At 27.9% G+C, this 21,943-nt stretch carries 32 protein-coding genes; 18 read left to right on the top strand and 14 right to left on the bottom strand.

Annotation, left to right across the window (positions count from 1 at the left end; genetic code table 4):
* Positions 1 to 506: 506 nt before the first annotated feature.
* From ACFEL4_RS04075 to ACFEL4_RS04060, 4 genes are all read right to left on the bottom strand, one after another.
* Positions 507 to 902 carry a hypothetical protein gene (locus ACFEL4_RS04075; RefSeq protein WP_375318220.1) on the bottom strand — a complete coding sequence of 132 codons (396 nt, stop codon included), beginning with the start codon at positions 900 to 902 and terminating at the stop codon, positions 507 to 509.
* 119 nt (positions 903 to 1,021) lie between these two features.
* Positions 1,022 to 1,210: a hypothetical protein gene (locus tag ACFEL4_RS04070; RefSeq protein WP_375318219.1), complete on the bottom strand. Its 189-nt coding sequence runs from the start codon at positions 1,208 to 1,210 to the stop codon at positions 1,022 to 1,024.
* A 273-nt stretch (positions 1,211 to 1,483) separates the two neighbouring features.
* Positions 1,484 to 1,762, bottom strand: coding sequence for a hypothetical protein (locus ACFEL4_RS04065; RefSeq protein WP_375318218.1), 279 nt, complete (start codon positions 1,760 to 1,762; stop codon positions 1,484 to 1,486).
* 3 nt (positions 1,763 to 1,765) lie between these two features.
* Entirely contained in the window at positions 1,766 to 1,972 is a 207-nt protein-coding gene (locus ACFEL4_RS04060) for a hypothetical protein (RefSeq protein ID WP_375318217.1), read from the bottom strand.
* Between the two features lie 102 nt (positions 1,973 to 2,074).
* Between ACFEL4_RS04060 and ACFEL4_RS04055 the strand changes: the two genes are divergently transcribed.
* From ACFEL4_RS04055 to ACFEL4_RS03995, 13 genes are all read left to right on the top strand, one after another.
* Complete coding sequence (locus tag ACFEL4_RS04055; RefSeq protein ID WP_375318216.1) at positions 2,075 to 2,896, top strand: IS1595 family transposase; 822 nt, start codon at positions 2,075 to 2,077, stop codon at positions 2,894 to 2,896.
* Between the two features lie 2 nt (positions 2,897 to 2,898).
* Positions 2,899 to 3,027, top strand: a complete 129-nt coding sequence (locus ACFEL4_RS04050) for a hypothetical protein (RefSeq protein WP_375318215.1) — start codon at positions 2,899 to 2,901, stop codon at positions 3,025 to 3,027.
* Positions 3,028 to 3,125: 98 nt separating this feature from the next.
* Positions 3,126 to 4,331 carry an HD domain-containing protein gene (locus ACFEL4_RS04045; RefSeq protein WP_375318214.1) on the top strand — a complete coding sequence of 402 codons (1,206 nt, stop codon included), beginning with the start codon at positions 3,126 to 3,128 and terminating at the stop codon, positions 4,329 to 4,331.
* A 163-nt stretch (positions 4,332 to 4,494) separates the two neighbouring features.
* Complete coding sequence (locus tag ACFEL4_RS04040) at positions 4,495 to 5,592, top strand: hypothetical protein (protein ID WP_375318213.1); 1,098 nt, start codon at positions 4,495 to 4,497, stop codon at positions 5,590 to 5,592.
* Positions 5,593 to 5,684: 92 nt separating this feature from the next.
* Positions 5,685 to 7,328 carry an arginine--tRNA ligase gene (gene argS / locus ACFEL4_RS04035; protein WP_375318212.1) on the top strand — a complete coding sequence of 548 codons (1,644 nt, stop codon included), beginning with the start codon at positions 5,685 to 5,687 and terminating at the stop codon, positions 7,326 to 7,328.
* A gap of 53 nt (positions 7,329 to 7,381) precedes the next feature.
* Positions 7,382 to 7,795 carry a hypothetical protein gene (locus ACFEL4_RS04030; RefSeq protein ID WP_308149954.1) on the top strand — a complete coding sequence of 138 codons (414 nt, stop codon included), beginning with the start codon at positions 7,382 to 7,384 and terminating at the stop codon, positions 7,793 to 7,795.
* A gap of 44 nt (positions 7,796 to 7,839) precedes the next feature.
* On the top strand, positions 7,840 to 9,444 hold the full coding sequence (locus tag ACFEL4_RS04025; protein WP_375318211.1) for a CTP synthase: 1,605 nt from the start codon (positions 7,840 to 7,842) through the stop codon (positions 9,442 to 9,444).
* A gap of 35 nt (positions 9,445 to 9,479) precedes the next feature.
* Entirely contained in the window at positions 9,480 to 10,016 is a 537-nt protein-coding gene (locus ACFEL4_RS04020; RefSeq protein ID WP_375318210.1) for a hypothetical protein, read from the top strand.
* On the top strand, positions 9,911 to 10,300 hold the full coding sequence (locus ACFEL4_RS04015; RefSeq protein ID WP_375317577.1) for an IS1595 family transposase: 390 nt from the start codon (positions 9,911 to 9,913) through the stop codon (positions 10,298 to 10,300). The genes ACFEL4_RS04020 and ACFEL4_RS04015 overlap by 106 nt, the downstream gene beginning before the upstream one ends.
* 172 nt (positions 10,301 to 10,472) lie before the next feature.
* Entirely contained in the window at positions 10,473 to 11,342 is an 870-nt protein-coding gene (gene fba / locus ACFEL4_RS04010; RefSeq protein ID WP_375318209.1) for a class II fructose-1,6-bisphosphate aldolase, read from the top strand.
* Between the two features lie 111 nt (positions 11,343 to 11,453).
* Positions 11,454 to 11,990: a hypothetical protein gene (locus tag ACFEL4_RS04005; protein ID WP_375317043.1), complete on the top strand. Its 537-nt coding sequence runs from the start codon at positions 11,454 to 11,456 to the stop codon at positions 11,988 to 11,990.
* Complete coding sequence (locus ACFEL4_RS04000) at positions 11,885 to 12,274, top strand: IS1595 family transposase (RefSeq protein ID WP_375316929.1); 390 nt, start codon at positions 11,885 to 11,887, stop codon at positions 12,272 to 12,274. Before ACFEL4_RS04005 ends, ACFEL4_RS04000 begins: the two co-directional genes overlap by 106 nt.
* A 157-nt stretch (positions 12,275 to 12,431) precedes the next feature.
* Positions 12,432 to 13,172, top strand: coding sequence for a hypothetical protein (locus tag ACFEL4_RS03995; RefSeq protein ID WP_375318208.1), 741 nt, complete (start codon positions 12,432 to 12,434; stop codon positions 13,170 to 13,172).
* Positions 13,173 to 13,204: 32 nt separating this feature from the next.
* On the opposite strand, the gene ACFEL4_RS03990 is transcribed toward ACFEL4_RS03995, so the two are convergent.
* Complete coding sequence (locus tag ACFEL4_RS03990) at positions 13,205 to 13,351, bottom strand: hypothetical protein (protein ID WP_375318207.1); 147 nt, start codon at positions 13,349 to 13,351, stop codon at positions 13,205 to 13,207.
* A gap of 186 nt (positions 13,352 to 13,537) precedes the next feature.
* Positions 13,538 to 13,969 carry a PPC domain-containing DNA-binding protein gene (locus ACFEL4_RS03985; RefSeq protein ID WP_375318206.1) on the bottom strand — a complete coding sequence of 144 codons (432 nt, stop codon included), beginning with the start codon at positions 13,967 to 13,969 and terminating at the stop codon, positions 13,538 to 13,540.
* 136 nt (positions 13,970 to 14,105) lie between these two features.
* Here ACFEL4_RS03985 and ACFEL4_RS03980 point away from each other — a divergent pair, with 136 nt between their 5' ends.
* The 4 genes from ACFEL4_RS03980 to ACFEL4_RS03965 all read left to right on the top strand — a co-directional run bounded on the left by ACFEL4_RS03980 (position 14,106) and on the right by ACFEL4_RS03965 (position 17,263).
* Positions 14,106 to 14,927: an IS1595 family transposase gene (locus ACFEL4_RS03980; RefSeq protein ID WP_375318205.1), complete on the top strand. Its 822-nt coding sequence runs from the start codon at positions 14,106 to 14,108 to the stop codon at positions 14,925 to 14,927.
* Between the two features lie 167 nt (positions 14,928 to 15,094).
* Positions 15,095 to 15,523: a ribose 5-phosphate isomerase B gene (rpiB, locus tag ACFEL4_RS03975; RefSeq protein WP_374047464.1), complete on the top strand. Its 429-nt coding sequence runs from the start codon at positions 15,095 to 15,097 to the stop codon at positions 15,521 to 15,523.
* Between the two features lie 19 nt (positions 15,524 to 15,542).
* The gene (gene glyA, locus ACFEL4_RS03970) at positions 15,543 to 16,841 is read left to right on the top strand and encodes a serine hydroxymethyltransferase (protein WP_375318204.1); all 1,299 of its coding nucleotides are present in this window, start codon (positions 15,543 to 15,545) and stop codon (positions 16,839 to 16,841) included.
* 86 nt (positions 16,842 to 16,927) lie between these two features.
* Positions 16,928 to 17,263 (top strand): hypothetical protein, encoded by a 336-nt coding sequence (locus ACFEL4_RS03965; RefSeq protein ID WP_375318203.1) that lies wholly within the window; start codon positions 16,928 to 16,930, stop codon positions 17,261 to 17,263.
* Between the two features lie 378 nt (positions 17,264 to 17,641).
* Here ACFEL4_RS03965 and rpsI read toward each other — a convergent pair whose 3' ends face one another.
* The 6 genes from rpsI to ACFEL4_RS03935 all read right to left on the bottom strand — a co-directional run bounded on the left by rpsI (position 17,642) and on the right by ACFEL4_RS03935 (position 20,653).
* A complete protein-coding gene (gene rpsI / locus ACFEL4_RS03960) occupies positions 17,642 to 18,049 on the bottom strand; it encodes a 30S ribosomal protein S9 (RefSeq protein ID WP_375318202.1) in 408 nt (135 codons plus the stop codon).
* 6 nt (positions 18,050 to 18,055) lie between these two features.
* A complete protein-coding gene (rplM, locus tag ACFEL4_RS03955) occupies positions 18,056 to 18,496 on the bottom strand; it encodes a 50S ribosomal protein L13 (RefSeq protein ID WP_375318201.1) in 441 nt (146 codons plus the stop codon).
* Between the two features lie 387 nt (positions 18,497 to 18,883).
* Positions 18,884 to 19,273 carry an IS1595 family transposase gene (locus ACFEL4_RS03950; RefSeq protein WP_375317728.1) on the bottom strand — a complete coding sequence of 130 codons (390 nt, stop codon included), beginning with the start codon at positions 19,271 to 19,273 and terminating at the stop codon, positions 18,884 to 18,886.
* 86 nt (positions 19,274 to 19,359) lie between these two features.
* Complete coding sequence (locus tag ACFEL4_RS03945) at positions 19,360 to 19,704, bottom strand: hypothetical protein (protein ID WP_375317194.1); 345 nt, start codon at positions 19,702 to 19,704, stop codon at positions 19,360 to 19,362.
* Positions 19,644 to 20,432, bottom strand: coding sequence for an SGNH/GDSL hydrolase family protein (locus ACFEL4_RS03940; protein WP_375318200.1), 789 nt, complete (start codon positions 20,430 to 20,432; stop codon positions 19,644 to 19,646). Before ACFEL4_RS03940 ends, ACFEL4_RS03945 begins: the two co-directional genes overlap by 61 nt.
* Complete coding sequence (locus ACFEL4_RS03935) at positions 20,420 to 20,653, bottom strand: hypothetical protein (protein WP_375318199.1); 234 nt, start codon at positions 20,651 to 20,653, stop codon at positions 20,420 to 20,422. The genes ACFEL4_RS03940 and ACFEL4_RS03935 overlap by 13 nt, the downstream gene beginning before the upstream one ends.
* Before the next feature lie 197 nt (positions 20,654 to 20,850).
* Between ACFEL4_RS03935 and ACFEL4_RS03930 the strand changes: the two genes are divergently transcribed.
* Positions 20,851 to 21,165 (top strand): DUF6506 family protein, encoded by a 315-nt coding sequence (locus tag ACFEL4_RS03930; protein ID WP_375318198.1) that lies wholly within the window; start codon positions 20,851 to 20,853, stop codon positions 21,163 to 21,165.
* Positions 21,166 to 21,186: 21 nt separating this feature from the next.
* Here ACFEL4_RS03930 and ACFEL4_RS03925 read toward each other — a convergent pair whose 3' ends face one another.
* The gene (locus ACFEL4_RS03925; protein WP_375318197.1) at positions 21,187 to 21,393 is read right to left on the bottom strand and encodes a hypothetical protein; all 207 of its coding nucleotides are present in this window, start codon (positions 21,391 to 21,393) and stop codon (positions 21,187 to 21,189) included.
* Positions 21,394 to 21,597: 204 nt separating this feature from the next.
* Positions 21,598 to 21,894 carry a hypothetical protein gene (locus ACFEL4_RS03920; protein WP_375318196.1) on the bottom strand — a complete coding sequence of 99 codons (297 nt, stop codon included), beginning with the start codon at positions 21,892 to 21,894 and terminating at the stop codon, positions 21,598 to 21,600.
* Positions 21,895 to 21,943: the final 49 nt, after the last annotated feature.

The raw sequence follows: 21,943 nt of genomic DNA, 5'->3' as shown, positions 1-21,943 counted from the left end.
AATTTAGGTAAAATTGAATGTAGATGAGATAATTACACTGCAATAAGTTCGTTTTCAACTTATGGTATGAGATATATAAATACTATAAAAACGAATATTACTAAAATAGTATTAAATGCAAGATAAAAAAATATTTTTATGTTATAATCTTAAAAGTTAATTATTTTTATGGAGTATATTTAAATGAAAAAAAGTTTAAAAAAATAAAATTTAAAGAAAAAAAACATTATTAATAGTTTTTAGTATTATATTTTTATTTATAGCGTTATATTATTTAATAACATTAATTTATTGAGATAATTATTTTAGCAATTTAAATATTTTAACTGATAAGATAGGAATTTATTTTAATAGCGATAGATATTTTTTAATAAAAATGTTAGTGTTAATGTTATTCTGTTCATTTACTTTTGTAATAACTTGATTAATTTTAAAAACTAGAAAAATTGAAACTAACATTTCCTCACAATCTAATTAAAAAGTTACCAATAAGGTAACTTTTTAATTTATAAAATAATACAATGATTATGATTAGAATGATTATTGGTATTTAATAAATTTTCTTCATTATTTATATTTAATATGTGTTCTTGTAATAATGGTGTTGATTCGTTTACCAATTGATTTGGAATATTTTCTATTCTTTGACTTTCAAAAAATTCTCTATAAGCTTCTCTTTCTGAACGTTCCTCTATACAATCAGAAATTAAGCTACTAACTAAAAAGCCAGAAAATCCTCCTACAAACGAACCTATACATGCAATAATAGATAAATCAATATCAAAATTTTTATTTGTTCTTATTTCTATATTTTTTTCAAAAAATTTTAAAAATGAAAAGGTAAATCCCATACCTCCAATTATTATTCCTGATAATGTTCCACATAAAATTTTCTTATTCATATTTAATTGACTCCTTTCAAAATAAAAACTCATTTACTTTAAAATAAAGTAATGAGTTAAAAACTTATATTAAGTTTATATTATTTTTATATCATAAATATTTATTAAATATAGATAATTTAGTTATTAATTACTTTTAATTTAAGTAATTCTAAATCTGTATTTTCTTTTTCTTCCATAATTCAATAATGATATTTTTTATCAATTATTTCTTTTAATATTTTTATTGAATTATTATCTTTTAAATTATTATCTAAAATATTAACTAAATCTTCTATAGTAATAACAATTAGTATTTTATTTTCCATTATTTATTTCCTTTCATATGATATTTTATATATTTAATATAGATAATTTAGTTATTAATCTTAATTAAATTCAGTAAAACTATCTTCTATTACTTGCATATATTCTTTATCATTATTTTTTCTTGCTTCTAATCATTGTTCCATTAATCATTTTGCAAAATCTCATTTAGTCATTATTTACTCCTTATTTTCTCTTCTTTTATTTCTTTCAATTTTTAATTTATGTTTATGTAATTTTTTATAACCTATTTTCTTTCATTTAATTTTCATTATTTACTCCTTATTATAATTTAATCTTTCTTCTTTTGTTTTTGGAAAATGATTATAATTACACAGTTCTTGATTATCTAATTCAATAAAAACTTTAATTTCTTCTGGATATTGTTTATATGATAATACTTTTCAATCTGCTAATTCATAACCTAATAAAGTACGGTCATCATCTAATTCACTACTTCCACCATTTCATGAAAAATATATTTCTGTATTTTTTGTATATATTTTAAAAACATTATATTTATCACTATATTTTAAAAAGTCTCATAAATTCATTATTTACTCCTTAATTTTTATTTTATTATCATAATATTCTTTTATTTCTTTTACTTTATTATTAAAATCTAATTGATGTTTTTTACACATTTTAAAAAATTGAATTGATGCTTCTTCTAAATCTGTAGATTGTAATTTAATTAATACTTTTTTATTACAATCTTTAACAATACATTTTAATAATACTTTTTCTTGTTTTTGTTTTTGCATTATTTCACTTCCTAACTAATAAATACTTTTAATGTTTGTTCATTATCTTGTAAATCATATTCAATTTCGGACTTCTCCCCACATGTACTTGTGGAGGAAACAATGAAATTGAATGAGTTCAATAATACTTTTCAAACTGAAAAACAATGTCTTGCATATATAGCAAGTTTGAAACAAAGCAAATGTATTAGGTGTTCTAGTTTTAATTTGAATACTTCTAATTTAAGAAAAATGAGATGTTTGAAATGTCATCAAACATTCAGTATTCTCACGGGCACTATATTTTCAAAGTCACAAACACCTTTAATATCTTGGTTTTATCTCATCTTTAGATGAATAAACACCAAACATGGAATTCCATCAACTGATGTTGCAAAAGAATTGGGAGTGACCTTGAAAACAGCTTGAAGAATGGGTCATAAAATCCGAAGTGCCATTGCTAAACAAGAACCTCAATTCATTGTTGAGGGCATAGTGCAAATGGATGAAATGTATCTTTCACATATGGGTTTTAAAAAACAAGGAAGATCCTTGTTGAACAAAACCTTGATTGTTGGTATTTATGAAAAAACAACCAACAATCTGATTGTGAAAGTATTGAAAAACGCAAACAGTAAAAATCTTTGGCAGTTTGCAATAAACCACATTTCTTCAAAGTGTGATGTACATACTGATTCTTGAAAAGGATATCGCGATTTGAAATCGGTTTTCACTAAGCATGAAACAGTTAACCATAAAGATGGCTATGTTTCAAAAACTGGTGTAAATACCAACCAAATTGAGTCAGTATGAAAACATATACGAAGAACATTTAAAACACATATCAAAGTTGCAAAACATCATATTCATTTATATGCAAAAGAAGCTGCATATAAATTCAATAACATACCTAGTTTTGAAACTGTAATGCTCTGTTTAATTTAAAAATGTGGGGAGAAGTCCGAAAAATAATTTATAAACCTATAAACTTTTTAAAATTATTAACTATAAGAATTTTAAAATTAATTTTAGATAAGATTAACCTACCAACTTTTAAGTATGGTACAATAAATTAAACTAAATTTATTTGATATGAGAAATATTGCTCTGTAAAAATAAATTTACACAAGATTCGGAACTTAACCAAAAACTTTTATTATGAAAGGATAATCATATGCCAAATATTCATTTTAAACAAACTTTCATTCGTGACGCTGTTCATAAAAATATTAACATTAGTGAACCAGTCATTAAGGCGCTTGTCGGGTGTAAAGAATTTCAAAGACTAAGATGAATTAGTCAACTTGGAGGAGCTCAAATTGCTTTTCCTAGCGCTACTCATACGAGATTTGGACATAGCCTTGGTGTTTATCATATCTTAAATCGAGTTCTTAATGAAGTCACTGGTTCTGAACAGATTAGTAATGAAGAAAAAATAAGTATTAAAATTGCTGGTTTATTACATGATTTAGGTCATGGTCCTTTTTCTCATAGTTTTGAAAAAATATTAAATCTTAATAACGTTAGTAAGCATCAATTTACTCATGAGCAATATAGTTGTGATATTATTAAAGATAGCAATACTGAAATTAATAGCATTTTAAAACAATTTAAAATTGATGTTGACACTATTATTGGCATTATTAAAAAGAACTATCTTAACCATCCTAAATATCAAATTCAATTAGTATCTTCACAATTAGATTGTGACCGTATTGATTATCTAATGCGTGATGGTTATTTCACAGGTGTTAATTTTGGAAGTATTGATTTAGAATGAATTATAACTAGTATGATTATTGATGTTAAAGTTGGATTAACTTTTTCTCAAAAAGCTATTTCTGCTATTGAAAACTATTTAATAACTAGATTTCATATGTATTCACAAGTCTACTATCATAAAAGTGGAATTGTCTTTGATAGTTATTTACAACAATTATTTAGTCATTTAACAACATTGCATAATGATAAAAATTATAATTTTGCAATTAATGTTGATGAATTTATGCCAATTTTTATAGGTAATAAGATTAATATCACTACTTATTTAAGTTGAACCGATGCTACCATTATCAAATTATTACAAGATATTATTTTATTAGAACAAGATAGTGTCTTGCTAGATATTGCTAAAACTATTCTCTTTTGTCACGAATGGCAAGAACAAGTAGATTCATTAAAAATTAATGTTACTACCACCGATAAAGGTTTTAAACGAAGATTAAATAATGTACTTTATGATTTGACTAAAGACCCTATTTTAATTAAAACTACTAATGGTAACTACGTACCTTTAGAAAAACTTTCACAAATTTTACAAAGTCCCACTAAAATTCAAACTACTACGTATTTTTTTAAAAAAAATAGTAGTTATTACTAACTACTAATTGTCAATACTTAAATCTTCTATCTTATAAGTATCTATTAAATTATACACGCACTTTTTTTGTTTTAAAACAAAAATTTCTATACTGTATATGAATAATTATATTAAAATTACCAAATTAAAAGTTGATAATAAATACTACTGTAAAGAGGTTATCATGGAAATTAGAACCACAGTTCAAAAAGTTTTATTAAAACCTCAAGTTTTAGATTTAACACCTAGTGATTTTTATCTTAAAGCTCAAGAATATGATTTGGAAACTCAAGAACTAGTTATTGTTTTAGGTGTGCTAATTAATAAGGAAAAACTAGATGGTGCAATTAAAACTTTAAATCTAACGTGAGAAAATAATGACGAAAAAATAGTTACTTATTTTGCTATTTTTGCTTTTCTTTTTATTGGCGCGGAATATAATGATTTAAAATCAGTTAAAAGCAATATTCCTTATTTAGATAGTAAAGAATTACAAATCAAATTTGAAGAGGTATTAACAATTGTTATTAAATATTTACCACGTACACTTAATTTAACTAGTGTACTTGGCAACGATAATGATCGTGCTAATATGTACGCTGTTAATGCGATTTTAAATATTAAAAAAGGTATTGGCTACCATAACTTTCATATTATTTTATTTTCTGTTTATCAATCACTAGAATTAAAATTAAAACATTGTTTACGCAAATATATCCAAGTTGAAGCTTCGGCCAAAAAGAAAAAATTTAATTTTCACAACTTAGTACGCTTAATTAAACTTATTAGTACGACAAGAGTTGAAGATAAGAATATGAGTAATATTTTGCTAAATCTTCGTGAACGTTTACGTTACTTTGAACAAATTAATCCCGGTGGTCAAGCAGCACGTTATGAAGCTGATGATAATCATAGTTATTTTAGCAATTTAACATCAGATATTATTAATGAACAAGAGTTATTAACTAATTTTGTGCAAGGTCTAAGTTTACTACAAGAGTTATATTTAAAGCTAATTGAATTATATGATATTGAAGAACAGCATCAAGAACAAATAACACAAAAGAATATTGATGTTGAATTAGCAAAAGTATCAGGAATTAGTAAATCTGATGATCCACATAAAGTAAATGAAAAACTACGGAATGTTTTAGATAATCAAATATTTGGTAACTATCAAGAATTAATTAGTTTAAGTTATGATGATGTTGCCATCTTGGAATTTTTAATTAGAATTGGATTTATGCAATATGTTAACAATGCTATTGAACAACTTTTGTAAAAAAACTTTATTTTTATTATTTAATGTGATATAAACTGAAAATGTAAGTATAATAAAGAGATTGTGTATTGAGAAAGGAGTTTAAATGTTTTATGAATAGTTATGTTATTAATGAGTTAACAAATATTGTTAAAGATGCACTAGTTAATACTAAATATGAAATAGATGAAAATCTAATTGTCGTTGAAATTAATAAAAATAGCGCATTAAGTGACTATGCTATTCCCATTGCCATGGTGTTGGCTAAGAAGTATAAGCAAAGACCATTAGATATTGCTCAAACTTTGGTTAAACATATTCATCAAAAATATCCGTTAATTAAAAAAATTGATTTTGTTGCCCCTGGTTTTATTAATATTGATATTAATCCTGAAGTCTTTAGTGTTTTATTAATGAAAATTATTAAAGAAAAATTTGATTATGGTCGTATTGAAAAAAGAAATATTATTTTCAATGTTGAATTCATTAGTGCTAATCCCACAGGTTTATTACACTTAGGTCATGCCAGAAATGGTGCCATTGGTGATAGTTTATCTAATATTTTAGCATTACGTGGCTATGATGTTATTCGTGAATATTATATTAATGATGCAGGTAAACAAATCAGTGTATTAGCTAATTCAATTTATGTTAACTATCAAAATCTTTGTGGTGCTAGATTAGAGTTACCTGAAGAAAGTTATCGTGGTACTGAAATTCACGATGCAGCTATCGCTTTTAAAAAAGAACACGCTACCAAATATTATAAAGAACCTTTTGCAGAATCTACAAGTCTAATGTTTCAAAAGTTTGGTATTAAGTATATGTTAAACGAAATTAAAAAGGATTTAAAAAAATTCAATATTAAAATTGATAAATGGTTTTCTGAATTAACTTTATACCAAAATAATATTATTCCTAATTTAATTAAGAAACTAGAAGAACAAGGACATACCTATTTATTAGATGGTGGTCTATTCTTAAAAACCACACCTTTTGGTGATGATAAAGATCGTGTTATTGTTAAAAAAGATGGTAGTTATACTTACATGTTACCCGACTTAGTATATCACCATGTTAAGTATCAACGTAGTGATTTACTAATTAATGTCTGAGGTGCTGACCACTATGGTTATATTCCTCGTATTAAAGCAGGGTTAACAATGATGGGTCATAATGCTAACAACTTAGATATTTTATGTATGCAAATGGTAAAAGTTATTGACAATGGTAAAGAACAAAAAATGTCAAAGCGGGCTGGCACATCGATTACTTTACGTAATATGTTAGACATTATTGGAACTGATGCTTTACGATATTTCATGGTTTCGCGAAGTATTGAATCATCATTAGACATTGAACTAGAAGTTGCTAAAAAACAAACAACTGATAATCCAGTCTTCTATGCCCAATATGTTCATGCTCGTATTAATCAAATTATTAAAAATCAACCTAACTTTAAGGTCGTTAATGAAATTAATTTATTAACTAATCATAAAGAAAAAGAATTATTAATCACTCTAGATGAGTATTTATTAGTTTTACAAAGAATTGAAAACCAGCATCAACCCCATTTATTAACTAATTATATTCAAAAATTAGCAAAATTATTTCATTCGTACTATAATGAATACAAAGTTATTGTGCCAGATGAACCTTTAATAACAACACAAAGATTAACCTTAGTTTTAGCAATAAAACAAATTATGGCTAACGCTCTAAATTTGATTGGCGTAAAGGCACCAGAAAAAATGTAAAAAAATACATTTTTTTATAATTTATGATATACAATGTAGAAGGTGATTAGAACATGCAAAAAAAACCAACATTAGTTGAAGAAGCATATAGATTTTTATGCAAAAACAAAAAAGCTGATTTTAAAGAAATTTTAAAACACGTTAAAAAGCAATGTAATATTGCTAAAGAGGATGAAGAAAAAGTTGGTGGTGATTTATACACTGCCATGATTTTAGATACTAATTTTTTCTTAAAAAATGATAAAATTTGATACCCTCGTAGTGAAGTTTCATTAGAAGAAATCAAAGAACAAATGATAAGAATTGAACTGCCAACCAGTAAAGAAGATAGCAGTGATATGACTGTTGATTTAACATTAACGACAGACCTAACTAAAACATTATTAGATGATGACGAATTTGATGAATCAGAAGATGAAGATGATGCCATTGGTATAAAAATAGTCGAAGACAACTATGATGAGTAATATGAATTATATTACTCATATTAACATTTAGGAGAAAAATAACTATGAATTCAAAATATATATTTATTACTGGTGGTGTTGTTTCATCACTAGGAAAGGGTATTACTGCTGCTTCAATAGCAAGACTTTTAAAACAAAAAAATATTAAAATTTTCATGCAGAAATTTGATCCATATATCAATGTTGATCCAGGTACTATGAGTCCTTATCAACATGGTGAAGTGTATGTGACTGGTGATGGTGCTGAAACTGATCTTGACTTAGGTCATTATGAACGTTTTATTGATGAAAATCTGACTAAAGATTCTAACATTACTACTGGTAAGGTTTATCAGCGAGTTTTACAAAAAGAACGTGATGGATTTTATGAAGGGAAAACTGTGCAAGTGGTACCTCATATTACTGATGAAATTAAAAATCATATTTTTAAATCTGCTAGAAATAGTAAAGCCGATGTTATTATCACTGAAATTGGTGGAACCGTTGGTGATATTGAATCATTAGCTTTCGTTGAAGCGATTAGACAAGTACAAAATGAAAAAGGTCATGATAATGTTATTGTTATTCATACTACTTTAATTCCTTATTTACATGCGATTGGTGAATTTAAAACTAAACCAAGTCAACATTCAGTTAAGGAATTATTATCATTAGGAATTCAACCTGACATTTTAGTTTGTCGTAGTGAATTTATGCCCCCTGACCATATATTTGATAAGTTATCATTATTCTGTAATATTAAACGTGCTAATGTTTTGGCGATTCCTGATTGTGATAATATTTATAAAGTGCCATTATCATTAGCACAACAAAAAGCCGACGTTGTAATTTCTGAATTATTAAATTTAAATAATACTAAACCTGATATGAGAGAATGACAATTGGTAATTAAAAAATTAGAAACTATGAATCATGAAGTTACTGTTGGAATTATTGCCAAGTATGCTGATTTAAGTGATGCTTATTTATCAGTAATTGAATCGTTAAAAATTGCTGGTTATAATCTTAGCACCAAAGTTAGTTATAAAATTATTAATGCTGAAACATTAGATAGTAAAAACTTAAAAGTAATTTTAAGTACCTTCCAAGCATTAGTAGTGCCTGGTGGTTTTGGAATTCGTGGTGTTGAAGGTAAAATTCTTGCCATTAATTACGCACGAATTAATAAAATTCCATTTTTAGGGTTATGTTTAGGAATGCAATTAGCATGTATTGAATATGCACGAAATGTATGTAATTTAAAAGACGCTCATTCTACTGAATTTAATGAACAAACGACAAGTCCGATTTTTGACTTACTACGTGGTAAAACTAAAACTGACCAAATTGGTGGAACATTACGCTTAGGAAATTATCCAACCACATTAGTTGATGGTTCATTAGCAAAAACACTTTATAAACAAACAGTAGTTATTGAACGTCATCGTCATCGCTATGAATTCAATAATGAATATAAAACATTGTTTGCAGAAAAAGGTTTAATTTTTAGTGGAACATATGCAAAAGAAAATTTAGTAGCAGTAATTGAACTACCAACCAAAGTTCATCCTTATTTTATTGCTAGTCAATACCATCCTGAATTTACTTCACGAATTAACAAACCAAATCCTTTATTTTTGGGATTAATTAAAAATATTATTAATAAATAACGGACTTCTCCCCACATGTACTTGTGGAGGAAACAATGAAATTGAATGAGTTCAATAATACTTTTCAAACTGAAAAACAATGTCTTGCATATATAGCAAGTTTGAAACAAAGCAAATGTATTAGGTGTTCTAGTTTTAATTTGAATACTTCTAATTTAAGAAAAATGAGATGTTTGAAATGTCATCAAACATTCATTATTCTCACGGGCACTATATTTTCGAAGTCACAAACACCTTTAATATCTTGGTTTTATCTCATCTTTAGATGAATAAACACCAAACATGGAATTCCATCAACTGATGTCGCAAAAGAATTGGGAGTGACCTTGAAAACAGCTTGAAGAATGGGTCATAAAATCCGAAGTGCCATTGCTCAACAAGAACCTCAATTCATTGTTGAGGGCATAGTGCAAATGGATGAAATGTATCTTTCACATATGGGTTTAAAAAACAAGGAAGATCCTTGTTGAACAAAACCTTGATTGTTGGTATTTATGAAAAAACAACCAACAATCTGATTGTGAAAGTATTGAAAAACGCAAACAGTAAAAATCTTTTGCAGTTTGCAATAAACCACATTTCTTCAAAGTGTGATGTACATACTGATTCTTGAAAAGGATATCGCGATTTGAAATCGGTTTTCACTAAGCATGAAACAGTTAACCATCAAGATGGCTATGTTTCAAAAACTGGTGTAAATACCAACCAAATTGAGTCAGTATGAAAATATATACGAAGAACATTTAAAACACATATCAAAGTTGCAAAACATCATATTCATTTATATGCAAAAGAAGCTGCATATAAATTCAATAACATACCTAGTTTTGAAACTGTAATGCTATGTTTAATTTAAAAATGTGGGGAGAAGTCCGTAGATAGGCTTTTCTCAGCATTTATGTGATAAAATTTAAAAATAGTACATAAAGGGAGAAAAGCCTAAATAAAATATTAAATAAAGATTTTACACATAAAATTGTTATAATTTTTATGAAATACATATTCACAATAATTCAAGGAGGAAGAAAATGATAAAATTCGTTAGTGCAGCAAGCATGATTAACAAAGCCAAGACAGGTAGATATGCTGTTGCCCATTTCAATATTAATAACTTAGAATGAACAAAATCAATCTTAGAAATAGCGCAAGAAACTAATTCACCAGTAATTATTGGTGTTTCAGAAGGTGCTATGAAATACATGGGCGGATATAAAACTGTTCACGATATGGTATTTGCTTTATTAAATGATTTAAAAATTACTGTGTCTGTTGCATTACATTTAGACCACGGCCAATCAGTAGAATCATGTAAGAAAGCTTTGGATGCCGGATTTAGTTCTGTTATGTTTGATGGTTCACATTTAGAATTTAATGAAAACGTAAAAGGAACTAAAGAAGTAGTAGCATATGCTAAAAAAACTCATGCTTCAGTAGAAGCAGAAGCTGGAACTATTGGTGGCGAAGAAGATGGCGTTATTGGTAATGGTGAAATCGCTAGTGAAGAAGACTGTATGGCACTTGCTGATTTAGGTATTGATTTCTTGGCTGCTGGAATTGGAAATATTCATGGTAAATATCCTGCTAAATGAGATGGTTTAAAATTTGATGTGTTAGAAAAACTATCTGTTGCTTCGAAAAAACCAATGGTATTACATGGTGGTTCAGGAATTCCCAAAGATCAAGTGTTAAAAGCTATTAGTTTAGGAATTAGCAAAATTAATGTTAACACTGAGTTGCAAGAAGTTTTTGCTGACGCTATTGAAAAATATGTTACCTCTGGTAAGTTAAAAGAAGATAAAGGTTTTGACCCAAGAAAAATCTTTAAGCCAGGAATGGAAGCTATTAAAACTAAAGCCAAAGAATTACTAACCGAATTTGGTTCATTAGGGAAAGCATAGTTATAAATAATTAGTAAAAAGGTTAACTTTTTTGTGTATAAAATAAGTGTTTTTTTAAAATGTGTATATAATTTAACGGACTTCTCCCCACATGTACTTGTGGAGGAAACAATGAAATTGAATGAGTTCAATAATACTTTTCAAACTGAAAAACAATGTCTTGCATATATAGCAAGTTTGAAACAAAGCAAATGTATTAGGTGTTCTAGTTTTAATTTGAATACTTCTAATTTAAGAAAAATGAGATGTTTGAAATGTCATAAAACATTCAGTATTTTCACGGGCACTATATTTTCAAAGTCACAAACACCTTTAATATCTTGGTTTTATCTCATCTTTAGATGAATAAACACCAAACATGGAATTCCATCAACTGATGTTGCAAAAGAATTGGGAGTGACCTTGAAAACAGCTTGAAGAATGGGTCATAAAATCCGAAGTGCCATTGCTAAACAAGAACCTCAATTCATTGTTGAGGGCATAGTGCAAATGGATGAAATGTATCTTTCACATATGGGTTTAAAAAACAAGGAAGATCCTTGTTGAACAAAACCTTGATTGTTGGTATTTATGAAAAAACAACCAACAATCTGATTGTGAAAGTATTGAAAAACGCAAACAGTAAAAATCTTTTGCAGTTTGCAATAAACCACATTTCTTCAAAGTGTGATGTACATACTGATTCTTGAAAAGGATATCGCGATTTGAAATCGGTTTTCACTAAGCATGAAACAGTTAACCATCAAGATGGCTATGTTTCAAAAACGGGTGTAAATACCAACCAAATTGAATCAGTATGAAAACATATACGAAGAACATTTAAAACACATATCAAAGTTGCAAAACATCATATTCATTTATATGCAAAAGAAGCTGCATATAAATTCAATAACATACCTAGTTTTGAAACTGTAATGCTATGTTTAATTTAAAAATGTGGGGAGAAGTCCGTAGATAGGCTTTTCTCAGCATTTATGTGATAAAATTTAAAAATAGTAAATAAAGGGAGAAAAGCCTAATTTAAAATAAGATAATACAAGGGGGGTAAGAAGATATGAAAAAAACTTTAAAATATTATCAGCAATTAGTTTGACAACACCATTGTCGGTTAGTGTTATAGCTTGTGGTCCTGATAATAATGTTAAGCCTTCATATTTGACTGATTTAGGTTTTAAGACTAATGAGGCATATTCCTTATCATCAACAACTACTATTCTTAGTTCTGGTACTAATCAGAAAGCTTGATTTTTTGACAGTTCTAAACCAGTAGGTAGCCAGTTAACAGATTTAAATCATTTTATAAATACTTTTTATCGTCTTAGTGATAAAACAGGAATATTTTTATTAGATACTATGATATGTTCTAATAGAAATGCTTGATTTTTTGATGTTACTAGTGGACAACCAGTATTTACAGATTTAGGAATAAAAGTAGGTGCTGGAGGAATAAGAGGTGTTTATCGCCTTAGTGATACTAAAGCTATTATTCAAAATGGTCAAAGTAATGATGTATATTATTTTGATGCGCCTACTATTAATTTAGGAACTGCCTTAAGTAAAAAAATTACCAATTTTTATCGCATTAGTGAAACAACAGGTATTTTTATTGATGATACAACAGGTTCTGCCAGTAATTCTTTTTTCTTTGATGGTACTAATGCTGTAACAAATCCTTTTACTGATTTAAATAAACGAATTACTAGTGTTACAAGATTATCAGATACTAAGGCAATTGTTAGTGATGCAACAAGTAGTTATTTATTTGATACTGTTGGTAATAATTTTACTGATTTAAAACAAGATATTAGGTTGTTTACTACTATGAGTTAAACAACAGGATTATATAGTAATGGTACAGCTAGTTATTTATTTGATATTACTAGTGGACAGCCAGTAAATACTGATTTAAAGCAAGATTTAAATCTTCAAACAATTAAAATACTATCGCCAACAACTGCAATTGTTAATACTAATTCATTTAAAACATTATTTTTTAATGTTGTTAACATTACAACTACACCTTTTATACAATTAGATCAAGTATTAATAAATTTTTATCCTTTTTCAGAAACAACAGGTATTGGTATAGGATCAAATGATAAAACATATTATTTTGAGTACAAATAATTTACAATTCAGGTTAAATAAAAAACTTATATCCATAGAATAGTTTCTATGGATATAAGTTTATGTTTTTAAATATCTCAAACATGGAAGTTTGACTTGCTATCAATTACTTGATAAATTTGCTTGTCACTTAAAACATCAACAATTATTTCAGCCTTGATAGCAACTTTAGCATCACGCATATGACCACCAATTACTTTAAAATCATCATCACCAATGGTACTATGACAATGGATAATAGGTGTCATATTTTCTTTATCTCAACTAATAGTACCTGTTCCTGAAAGTAATTCTCATTGGTTTTTAAATGTTTTTCATACATACTCACTATTTTTAGGTGGTACATATCCTAAAGTAATATCAGTAACAGAACCAATCATTTGAAATTGAGCCATTCCAATCTTTTCACTATTAGCAAATTGACTTAATATCTCAATAATCATTTCATCTTTTTCAATAATTAAGGCATATTTATTACCTAACATTTTTTTAATTTTCATATTTATTACCTCACTGTAGAAATTGTCTTTATCTATTGTAACACACACGTTAAGAATAGAAAATTTATTTTTTTATAATCCTTTAAATGATAATTATTTAACGGACTTCTCCCCACATGTACTTGTGGAGGAAACAATGAAATTGAATGAGTTCAATAATACTTTTCAAACTGAAAAACAATGTCTTGCATATATAGCAAGTTTGAAACAAAGCAAATGTATTAGGTGTTCTAGTTTTAATTTGAATACTTCTAATTTAAGAAAAATGAGATGTTTGAAATGTCATCAAACATTCAGTATTCTCACGGGCACTATATTTTCAAAGTCACAAACACCTTTAATATCTTGGTTTTATCTCATCTTTAGATGAATAAACACCAAACATGGAATTCCATCAACTGATGTTGCAAAAGAATTGGGAGTGACCTTGAAAACAGCTTGAAGAATGGGTCATAAAATCCGAAGTGCCATTGCTAAACAAGAACCTCAATTCATTGTTGAGGGCATAGTGCAAATGGATGAAATGTATCTTTCACATATGGTTTTTAAAAAACAAGGAAGATCCTTGTTGAACAAAACCTTGATTGTTGGTATTTATGAAAAAACAACCAACAATCTGATTGTGAAAGTATTGAAAAACGCAAACAGTAAAAATCTTTTGCAGTTTGCAATAAACCACATTTCTTCAAAGTGTGATGTACATACTGATTCTTGAAAAGGATATCGCGATTTGAAATCGGTTTTCACTAAGCATGAAACAGTTAACCATCAAGATGGCTATGTTTCAAAAACTGGTGTAAATACCAACCAAATTGAGTCAGTATGAAAACATATACGAAGAACATTTAAAACACATATCAAAGTTGCAAAACATCATATTCATTTATATGCAAAAGAAGCTGCATATAAATTCAATAACATACCTAGTTTTGAAACTGTAATGCTATGTTTAATTTAAAAATGTGGGGAGAAGTCCGTAGATAGGCTTTTCTCAGCATTTATGTGATAAAATTAATAGTACATAAAGGGAGAAAAGCCTTATTTAAATAAATAAAAAATGTATTATCTTTGGTAATTTGTTAGTATAATAAAATCAAGGAAGTGATAACGTTGAAAACAAAAAAGTTAGTAGTTGCTCTTGGTAATGACCATACTGCTTATGAATTTAAACTACCAATTATTGAATATTTAACAACAGCGGGTTATGAAGTATTAGATCTTGGTACTAATAGTTGTGAACCAGTGGATTATCCTGATTTTGGACAAGCCGTGGGACAAGCGCTTGCTAATAAAAAAGCTGATTTTGGTATTGTTATTTGTGGTACAGGTATTGGTATTAGTATTGCTACTAATCGAATTCGTGGCATTAGATGTGCACTATGTTATGAAGAAGAAACAGTGAGAATGGCACGATTACACAATGACGCTAATGTCTTAGCGATGGGTGCGCGAATTATTGCTAGTCATAAAGCTGTAGAATTAGTAAAAGTGTTTTTAACAACTAAAACTAGTGACCAAGCAAGACATAAATCACGAATTAAAAAATTAAATTAAGATAAGGAAGTAATTGTAAATGGATAAATCTTTTAAGAAGGGTCTTGACCCAGAAATCAAAAAAGTTATTGAACAAGAATTAAATCGTCAACAACATCATGTGGAGTTAATTGCTTCAGAAAACTACGTATCACCAGCAGTTTTAGATATTGCCGGAACTGTTTTAACTAATAAATATGCCGAAGGCTATCCTAATGCTCGTTATTATAATGGTTGTGAATTTGTTGATAAAGTTGAAACCTTAGCTATTGAACGTTTTAAAAAATTATTTGATTGTCAACACAAACCAGGAGCATGTAAGAAAGGTAACTTTCATGCTAATGTGCAACCCCATGCTGGTAGCCAAGCCAATGCCGAAGCTTATGCTGCTATTTTAAAGCCAGGAGATGTTATTTTAGGGATGGAACTTGACGCTGGAGGACACTTAACACATGGTTATAAAATTAATTTCTCAGGTAAAACTTATCATGGTGTTGGCTATGGTGTCAATAAAGATGAATTACTAGATTATGATGAAATCTTAAAAATTGCTAAAGCATGTAAACCACAAGTTATTGTCTCTGGCGCTAGTGCTTATTCTCGCGCCATTGATTGATCTAAATTTCGTAAAATTGCTGATGAAGTTGGTGCGTACTTGATGGTTGATATGGCACACATTGCTGGTTTAATTGCTGCAGGATTACATCAAAATCCTATTTGTTATGCTGATATCACTACTACAACAACTCATAAAACATTGCGTGGACCACGTGGTGGTGCTATTCTTTGTACAGAAGCTTTAAAAAAGAAAGTTGATAGTGCTGTCTTTCCTGGTAATCAAGGTGGACCATTAGAACATATTATTGCTGCTAAAGCACAAGCATTCTATGAAGCATTACAACCTGAATTTAAGATTTATCAACAACAAGTAATAAAGAATGCCCAAGCTTTAGCAAAAACATTTAATGAAGCTGGTTTCCATGTTGTTGCTGGTGGTACAGATAATCATTTATTAACTATTAATGTTACTACTATTAATGGCTTAAATGGTGCAGTTGCTGTTAATATTTTAGAAAAAATCAATATTGTTGCTAATAAAAATAGTGTGCCGTTTGATAAATTACCACCAATCACTACGAGTGGTGTTCGTTTTGGTAGTCCTGCTATGACAACGAGAGGGTTTAAAGAAAAAGATTTTATTGAATTGGCGAATATTATTATTAAGGCATGAAAATTACCAAAAGGAATTGAGGATAATGGTTTCCATGATTTACGAAAAGAAGTAGATAATTTATTAAAAAAATTCCCAATTTATGAAGGTATGAAATTACCAGAATAAAATAATACCTAAACTAAACATAAGTTTTTACCCATTACTTTAGTACGAAGTAAATGGGTTTTTATTTTTAAAAGGAGAAATTAAACATGCCAAAAAAAGATACTAACAATTTGTTTAAAAAAATAATTGATAGCAGTATTAATAAACCTGAAGTTTTTGAACAAAGCCAGTGAGATTCATGAATGAACCAAACTGAAACAAAAAAAGATAATTGATATAAATCCGTTAAAGAGAAATTTGAACAAAACATTAAAAATTGAGTAAAAATAAAAAAGATTTCCGAAGAGTTCTCATTATTTTTAAATGAATTATTTGATAAAAATAAGAATATTGAAAAAGATTTAAATTTGGAACGCATTAGAATTGAAAAAATAAGAAATTTACTTGCAAAATCTGGTCATTTAATAGTATACTTGCAATAAAAACAGTACATGATAATTATGAAGATGAACATCCACCTCAATACTTTGATGTTTAACCAGTAGATGATTTTATTTTAACAAATCAAGGTGATTGTGAATTTGAAGAATTACTGGAAGAAGTAGATGGGTTGGAAATAAAATTGTCATCAATATAGTTTCCAGAATCTGATTGTGAGAGTATATCAAAATCATCTAAGACTACTAGTTTATAGTAAACTTGGTATAGAACCGAGTTGTAATACTTTTAATTCACCAACCATAATATCTAGATTTTAATCATCATAAAATTAATTTAAAATACCTAATGAACATATTTTTAAATTATAAGTAGTAAAAAAGAGTTCTACGAACTCTTTTTTCATATATACCAATAATATCTTAACGCTTTGAAAATTGGGGTGCTTTACGAGCAGCTTTTAAACCATATTTTTTGCGCTCTTTTTTACGTGCATCACGAGTTAATAACCCGAATTGACGTAATAATACTCTATAATCTTCTGATACTTTCACTAAAGCATTTGATAATGCTAAACGTGCAGCACCAGATTGACCAGTTCTTCCTCCACCTTCAACTTTAATGTTGATTTCAAAACTTTCTAAAGTGTTAGTTACTTTTAAAGGTAATAACATATCTTGAACTAGGATTTCTTGCTCTAGATACTTTATTGGTTCTAAACCGTTAATTAAAATCTTTGTTTTACCACTGTTTTTTAAATGCACACGTGCAGTTGACGTTTTACGCCCACCTGAACTTGAATAAGTTACGGGTTTGTTAGATGTTGTCATAAAAGTCTACTCCTCTTGGCCTAGTTTTAAAACTTCAGGGTTTTGGGCTTGGTGTTGGTGTTGGTCATGATTATAAACATGAAGATGTGTAAATTGCTTACGACCTAAAGTAGTGCTTGGAAGCATGCCTTTAATAGCTATTTCTACTAATTCAGAAGCATTTTTAGCAATCATACTTTGGGCATTACGTGTACGTAATCCGCCAGGAAATTGTGAGTGATTGTAATACTTCTTGTCTTGTAGTTTATTACCAGTTAATTTAATTTTGTTAGCGTTAATAATAATAATATAATCTCCACAATCAAGATGAGGTGTGAATGAAGGTTTATTTTTACCACGCAATATCATTGCAACTTTAGTTGCAAGACGTCCTAAAACTAAACCGTTGGCATCAATAACATATCATTTTTTTTCATTGTTCTTGAAATTCATTGTTGTTTGACGCATATTTTTCTCCTTACAGTGTAATTTTACCGGGACTACATTGCTTAAAGCATTAATAATTATATATAATATTAAAAACAAAAACAAGATTAATTGTCAATTTTAATACAAATATTTTTTAAATTAGTTGGTATATAATAACATTAAGTAAATTGTATCGTAAAATCAACAATATTTTACATTTTTAATTTAAGAAGGTGTGTTTTTTTAATTAATATTATCATTTTTCAATTAATTTTATTAGTTGATTTCCAATGAAATGATGTCCTCATTTAGTTGAATGAACAGCATCAAAGAAAAAATAATGGCTTTTCTCCCTTTATGTACTATTTTTAAATTTTATCACATAAATGCTGAGAAAAGCCTATCTACGGACTTCTCCCCACATTTTTAAATTAAACATAGCATTACAGTTTCAAAACTAGGTATGTTATTGAATTTATATGCAGCTTCTTTTGCATATAAATGAATATGATGTTTTGCAACTTTGATATGTGTTTTAAATGTTCTTCGTATATGTTTTCATACTGACTCAATTTGGTTGGTATTTACACCAGTTTTTGAAACATAGCCATCTTGATGGTTAACTGTTTCATGCTTAGTGAAAACCGATTTCAAATCGCGATATCCTTTTCAAGAATCAGTATGTACATCACACTTTGAAGAAATGTGGTTTATTGCAAAATGCAAAAGATTTTTACTGTTTGCGTTTTTCAATACTTTCACAATCAGATTGTTGGTTGTTTTTTCATAAATACCAACAATCAAGGTTTTGTTCAACAAGGATCTTCCTTGTTTTTTAAACCCATATGTGAAAGATACATTTCATCCATTTGCACTATGCCCTCAACAATGAATTGAGTTTCTTATTTAGCAATGGCACTTCGGATTTTATGACCCATTCTTCAAGCTGTTTTCAAGGTCACTCCCAATTCTTTTGCAACATCAGTTGATGGAATTCCATGTTTGGTGTTTATTCATCTAAAGATGAGATAAAACCAAGATATTAAAGGTGTTTGTGACTTTGAAAATATAGTGCCCGTGAGAATACTGAATGTTTGATGACATTTCAAACATCTCATTTTTCTTAAATTAGAAGTATTCAAATTAAAACTAGAACACCTAATACATTTGCTTTGTTTCAAACTTGCTATATATGCAAGACATTGTTTTTCAGTTTGAAAAGTATTATTGAACTCATTCAATTTCATTGTTTCCTCCACAAGTAAATGTGGGGAGAAGTCCGAAAATAATTATCAATATTATCAGGATTAACACCAGGATTATATTTTGGACTAAAAGTACCATCTTTTAAAAGTCCTTTAAAATCAATAGTTACTGCATTATCAGTGATATTGTGGTTAGGATTTTGTTTAAAAGTGCTTATTGCTTGATTCATACCATTAAATAAACTATAAGTTTTAATAGGATTATTATACTTTTCATTTAAGCTATTAATCATTACTGTTCATTTATCATTAAACATGTTAACAAATTCTTTAACTCTTGAACTTTTAGCTATATGTTTATTAAACATAGGGATTGTACTAAAATCTGGTAAATTAGCAACTAAAATATGATTTTCCCCCTTAGTGATTAATTTTTCTAGTGCTGTTTTTTCATTAAAAATAGCATCATTAATAATAATATCTTGTTCACAATTGAAAACTTTTGTCATTGCATAAATAATATCATTACCACCAATTTCTAAAAAGATTTTATCATTCTTTTGTACTGTATGTTGGTCTAATAAAGCATCAACTTGGGTATTAATATCAAATTTATTAATAAATATTCCTTCGACATCAACACAAATACTAGATTGCGCCCCGCCAACGGCGTAGTTATTGCCTACTTGTTGATGTGTTTTAAGATTTAAATCATTAAATTTTCAACCAGGTGTTAATTTAACTCCTAATTTATCTGCTACAATTTGCATAGCAACGCGACCATTTGAAAATGAACTATTGTAAATCGAGGTTCTAATTTTACTTCTTTAAATGTTGGGAAATAATAAACTGCTTGCTTGAAAAATTGTGTTCCAGCCCCAGCTAAGGCTCCTGTATCTGATAGACTATCTCCTAAAACATAAAGATTAGTGTTGGTAGTTGTTTTATTATTAATAGTGTTAGTAATGATTGGTGTTAATGATGTACTCACTAACACTTTTGTAATAAGTCCTAAAAGGGATTTCATACTTTTTCATCTCATTTCTATCTTCTTGGTAAATATCTAAAAAGTAATACTTACTAATTTATTATATTACATTAATTTAATATTAAAAGTGTTATTTTATAATAATAATTATACTAGTAAAAGAAAATAGAATAATTTTCAAAGGAAAGCGAGAAAGTTATATGGCACTTATTTCATGAGCATTTATTTATTTAAACCCTGGTTTCAATGAGCAAAATAATAGTTTTAAAACTAAAGTTGGACCATGTCAATTTCAAGTTATTGCTTTAGATGTTAATGAAAAAGCACTAGCAATTGATATTGCTAAACGTTTACTATCAGAAGGGGTACAAACCATTGAGTTATGTGGTGGCTTTGGACCACAGTGGGTTACTAAGATTAGTGAGGCTATTGAGTATAAAATCCCAGTTGGTGGGGTTATGTATGGACCTGAGTTTCGTAAATCTTTATATGAATTAATGAATTTTAAAAAGTAAATTATATTAGGGTAGGGTGACTTAAGATAAATAACTAGGGAGTTTTTTAGTGAAAAAGTTATTTAATAGTTCTCAATTTCAAGTACGATTGTTTTTTGGTGTATCTAATCATTGGTCAAATGCTTCAGCAAAAAAATCATCCTTTTTTTTATCTAAGTTCTCGATGTTTTTAAGTCAGTAAGAACGTCCATAATTACTACGAACCAATTGAATTGGCGTTAATTTCAACTTTATTTTTTAAAAGTAATGTAGCGGTTTTTTTCTCATTTTTGTGTAACTAGATGTAGGGCTGTGAAACCTTTACTAGTATTGGCGTTAATGTCAGCTTTATTTTTTAAAGTAGTTCAACAATGTTTGCACGTCCTTCTTGTGCAGTTAGGTGTAAAAGAAATTGTTTTTCATATTCACTAAGTACTAAATTATTGTATAGAGTTATAAGTATTGAAAATAGTTCATTGTTATTACTCATACTAGCAAGAGTTCTTCATTAGAACTAATAGGTTGATTTTGGTTTTCACAATATTTTTTTAATTTTTTTAAAGATAAAATATGAGATAGTATTTGTTTTGATGTTTCTTCATTTTTTATTTGATTAAATATTTCGTTCAGTTTCGTAATTTTAAATTCTGTCTTATATATTCACTTTCTATTATCTTTATAAAAATCATTAAAACTTTTTTTTGAATAAATTTTCTTCATTAATGAAACGTGTTTATCAGTATATGGCATATATTTCAACTCCTTATAATATTCATAGTAAAATTTTACGGTTATTAGT

Origin of the sequence: Spiroplasma endosymbiont of Virgichneumon dumeticola (genome assembly GCF_964264745.1) — a bacterium.
Taxonomy (GTDB): domain Bacteria; phylum Bacillota_I; class Bacilli_A; order Mycoplasmatales; family VBWQ01; genus Spiroplasma_E.
The sequence above is the reverse complement of the archived record's forward strand: the minus strand, read 5'-3'. Positions and strand labels throughout refer to the sequence as shown.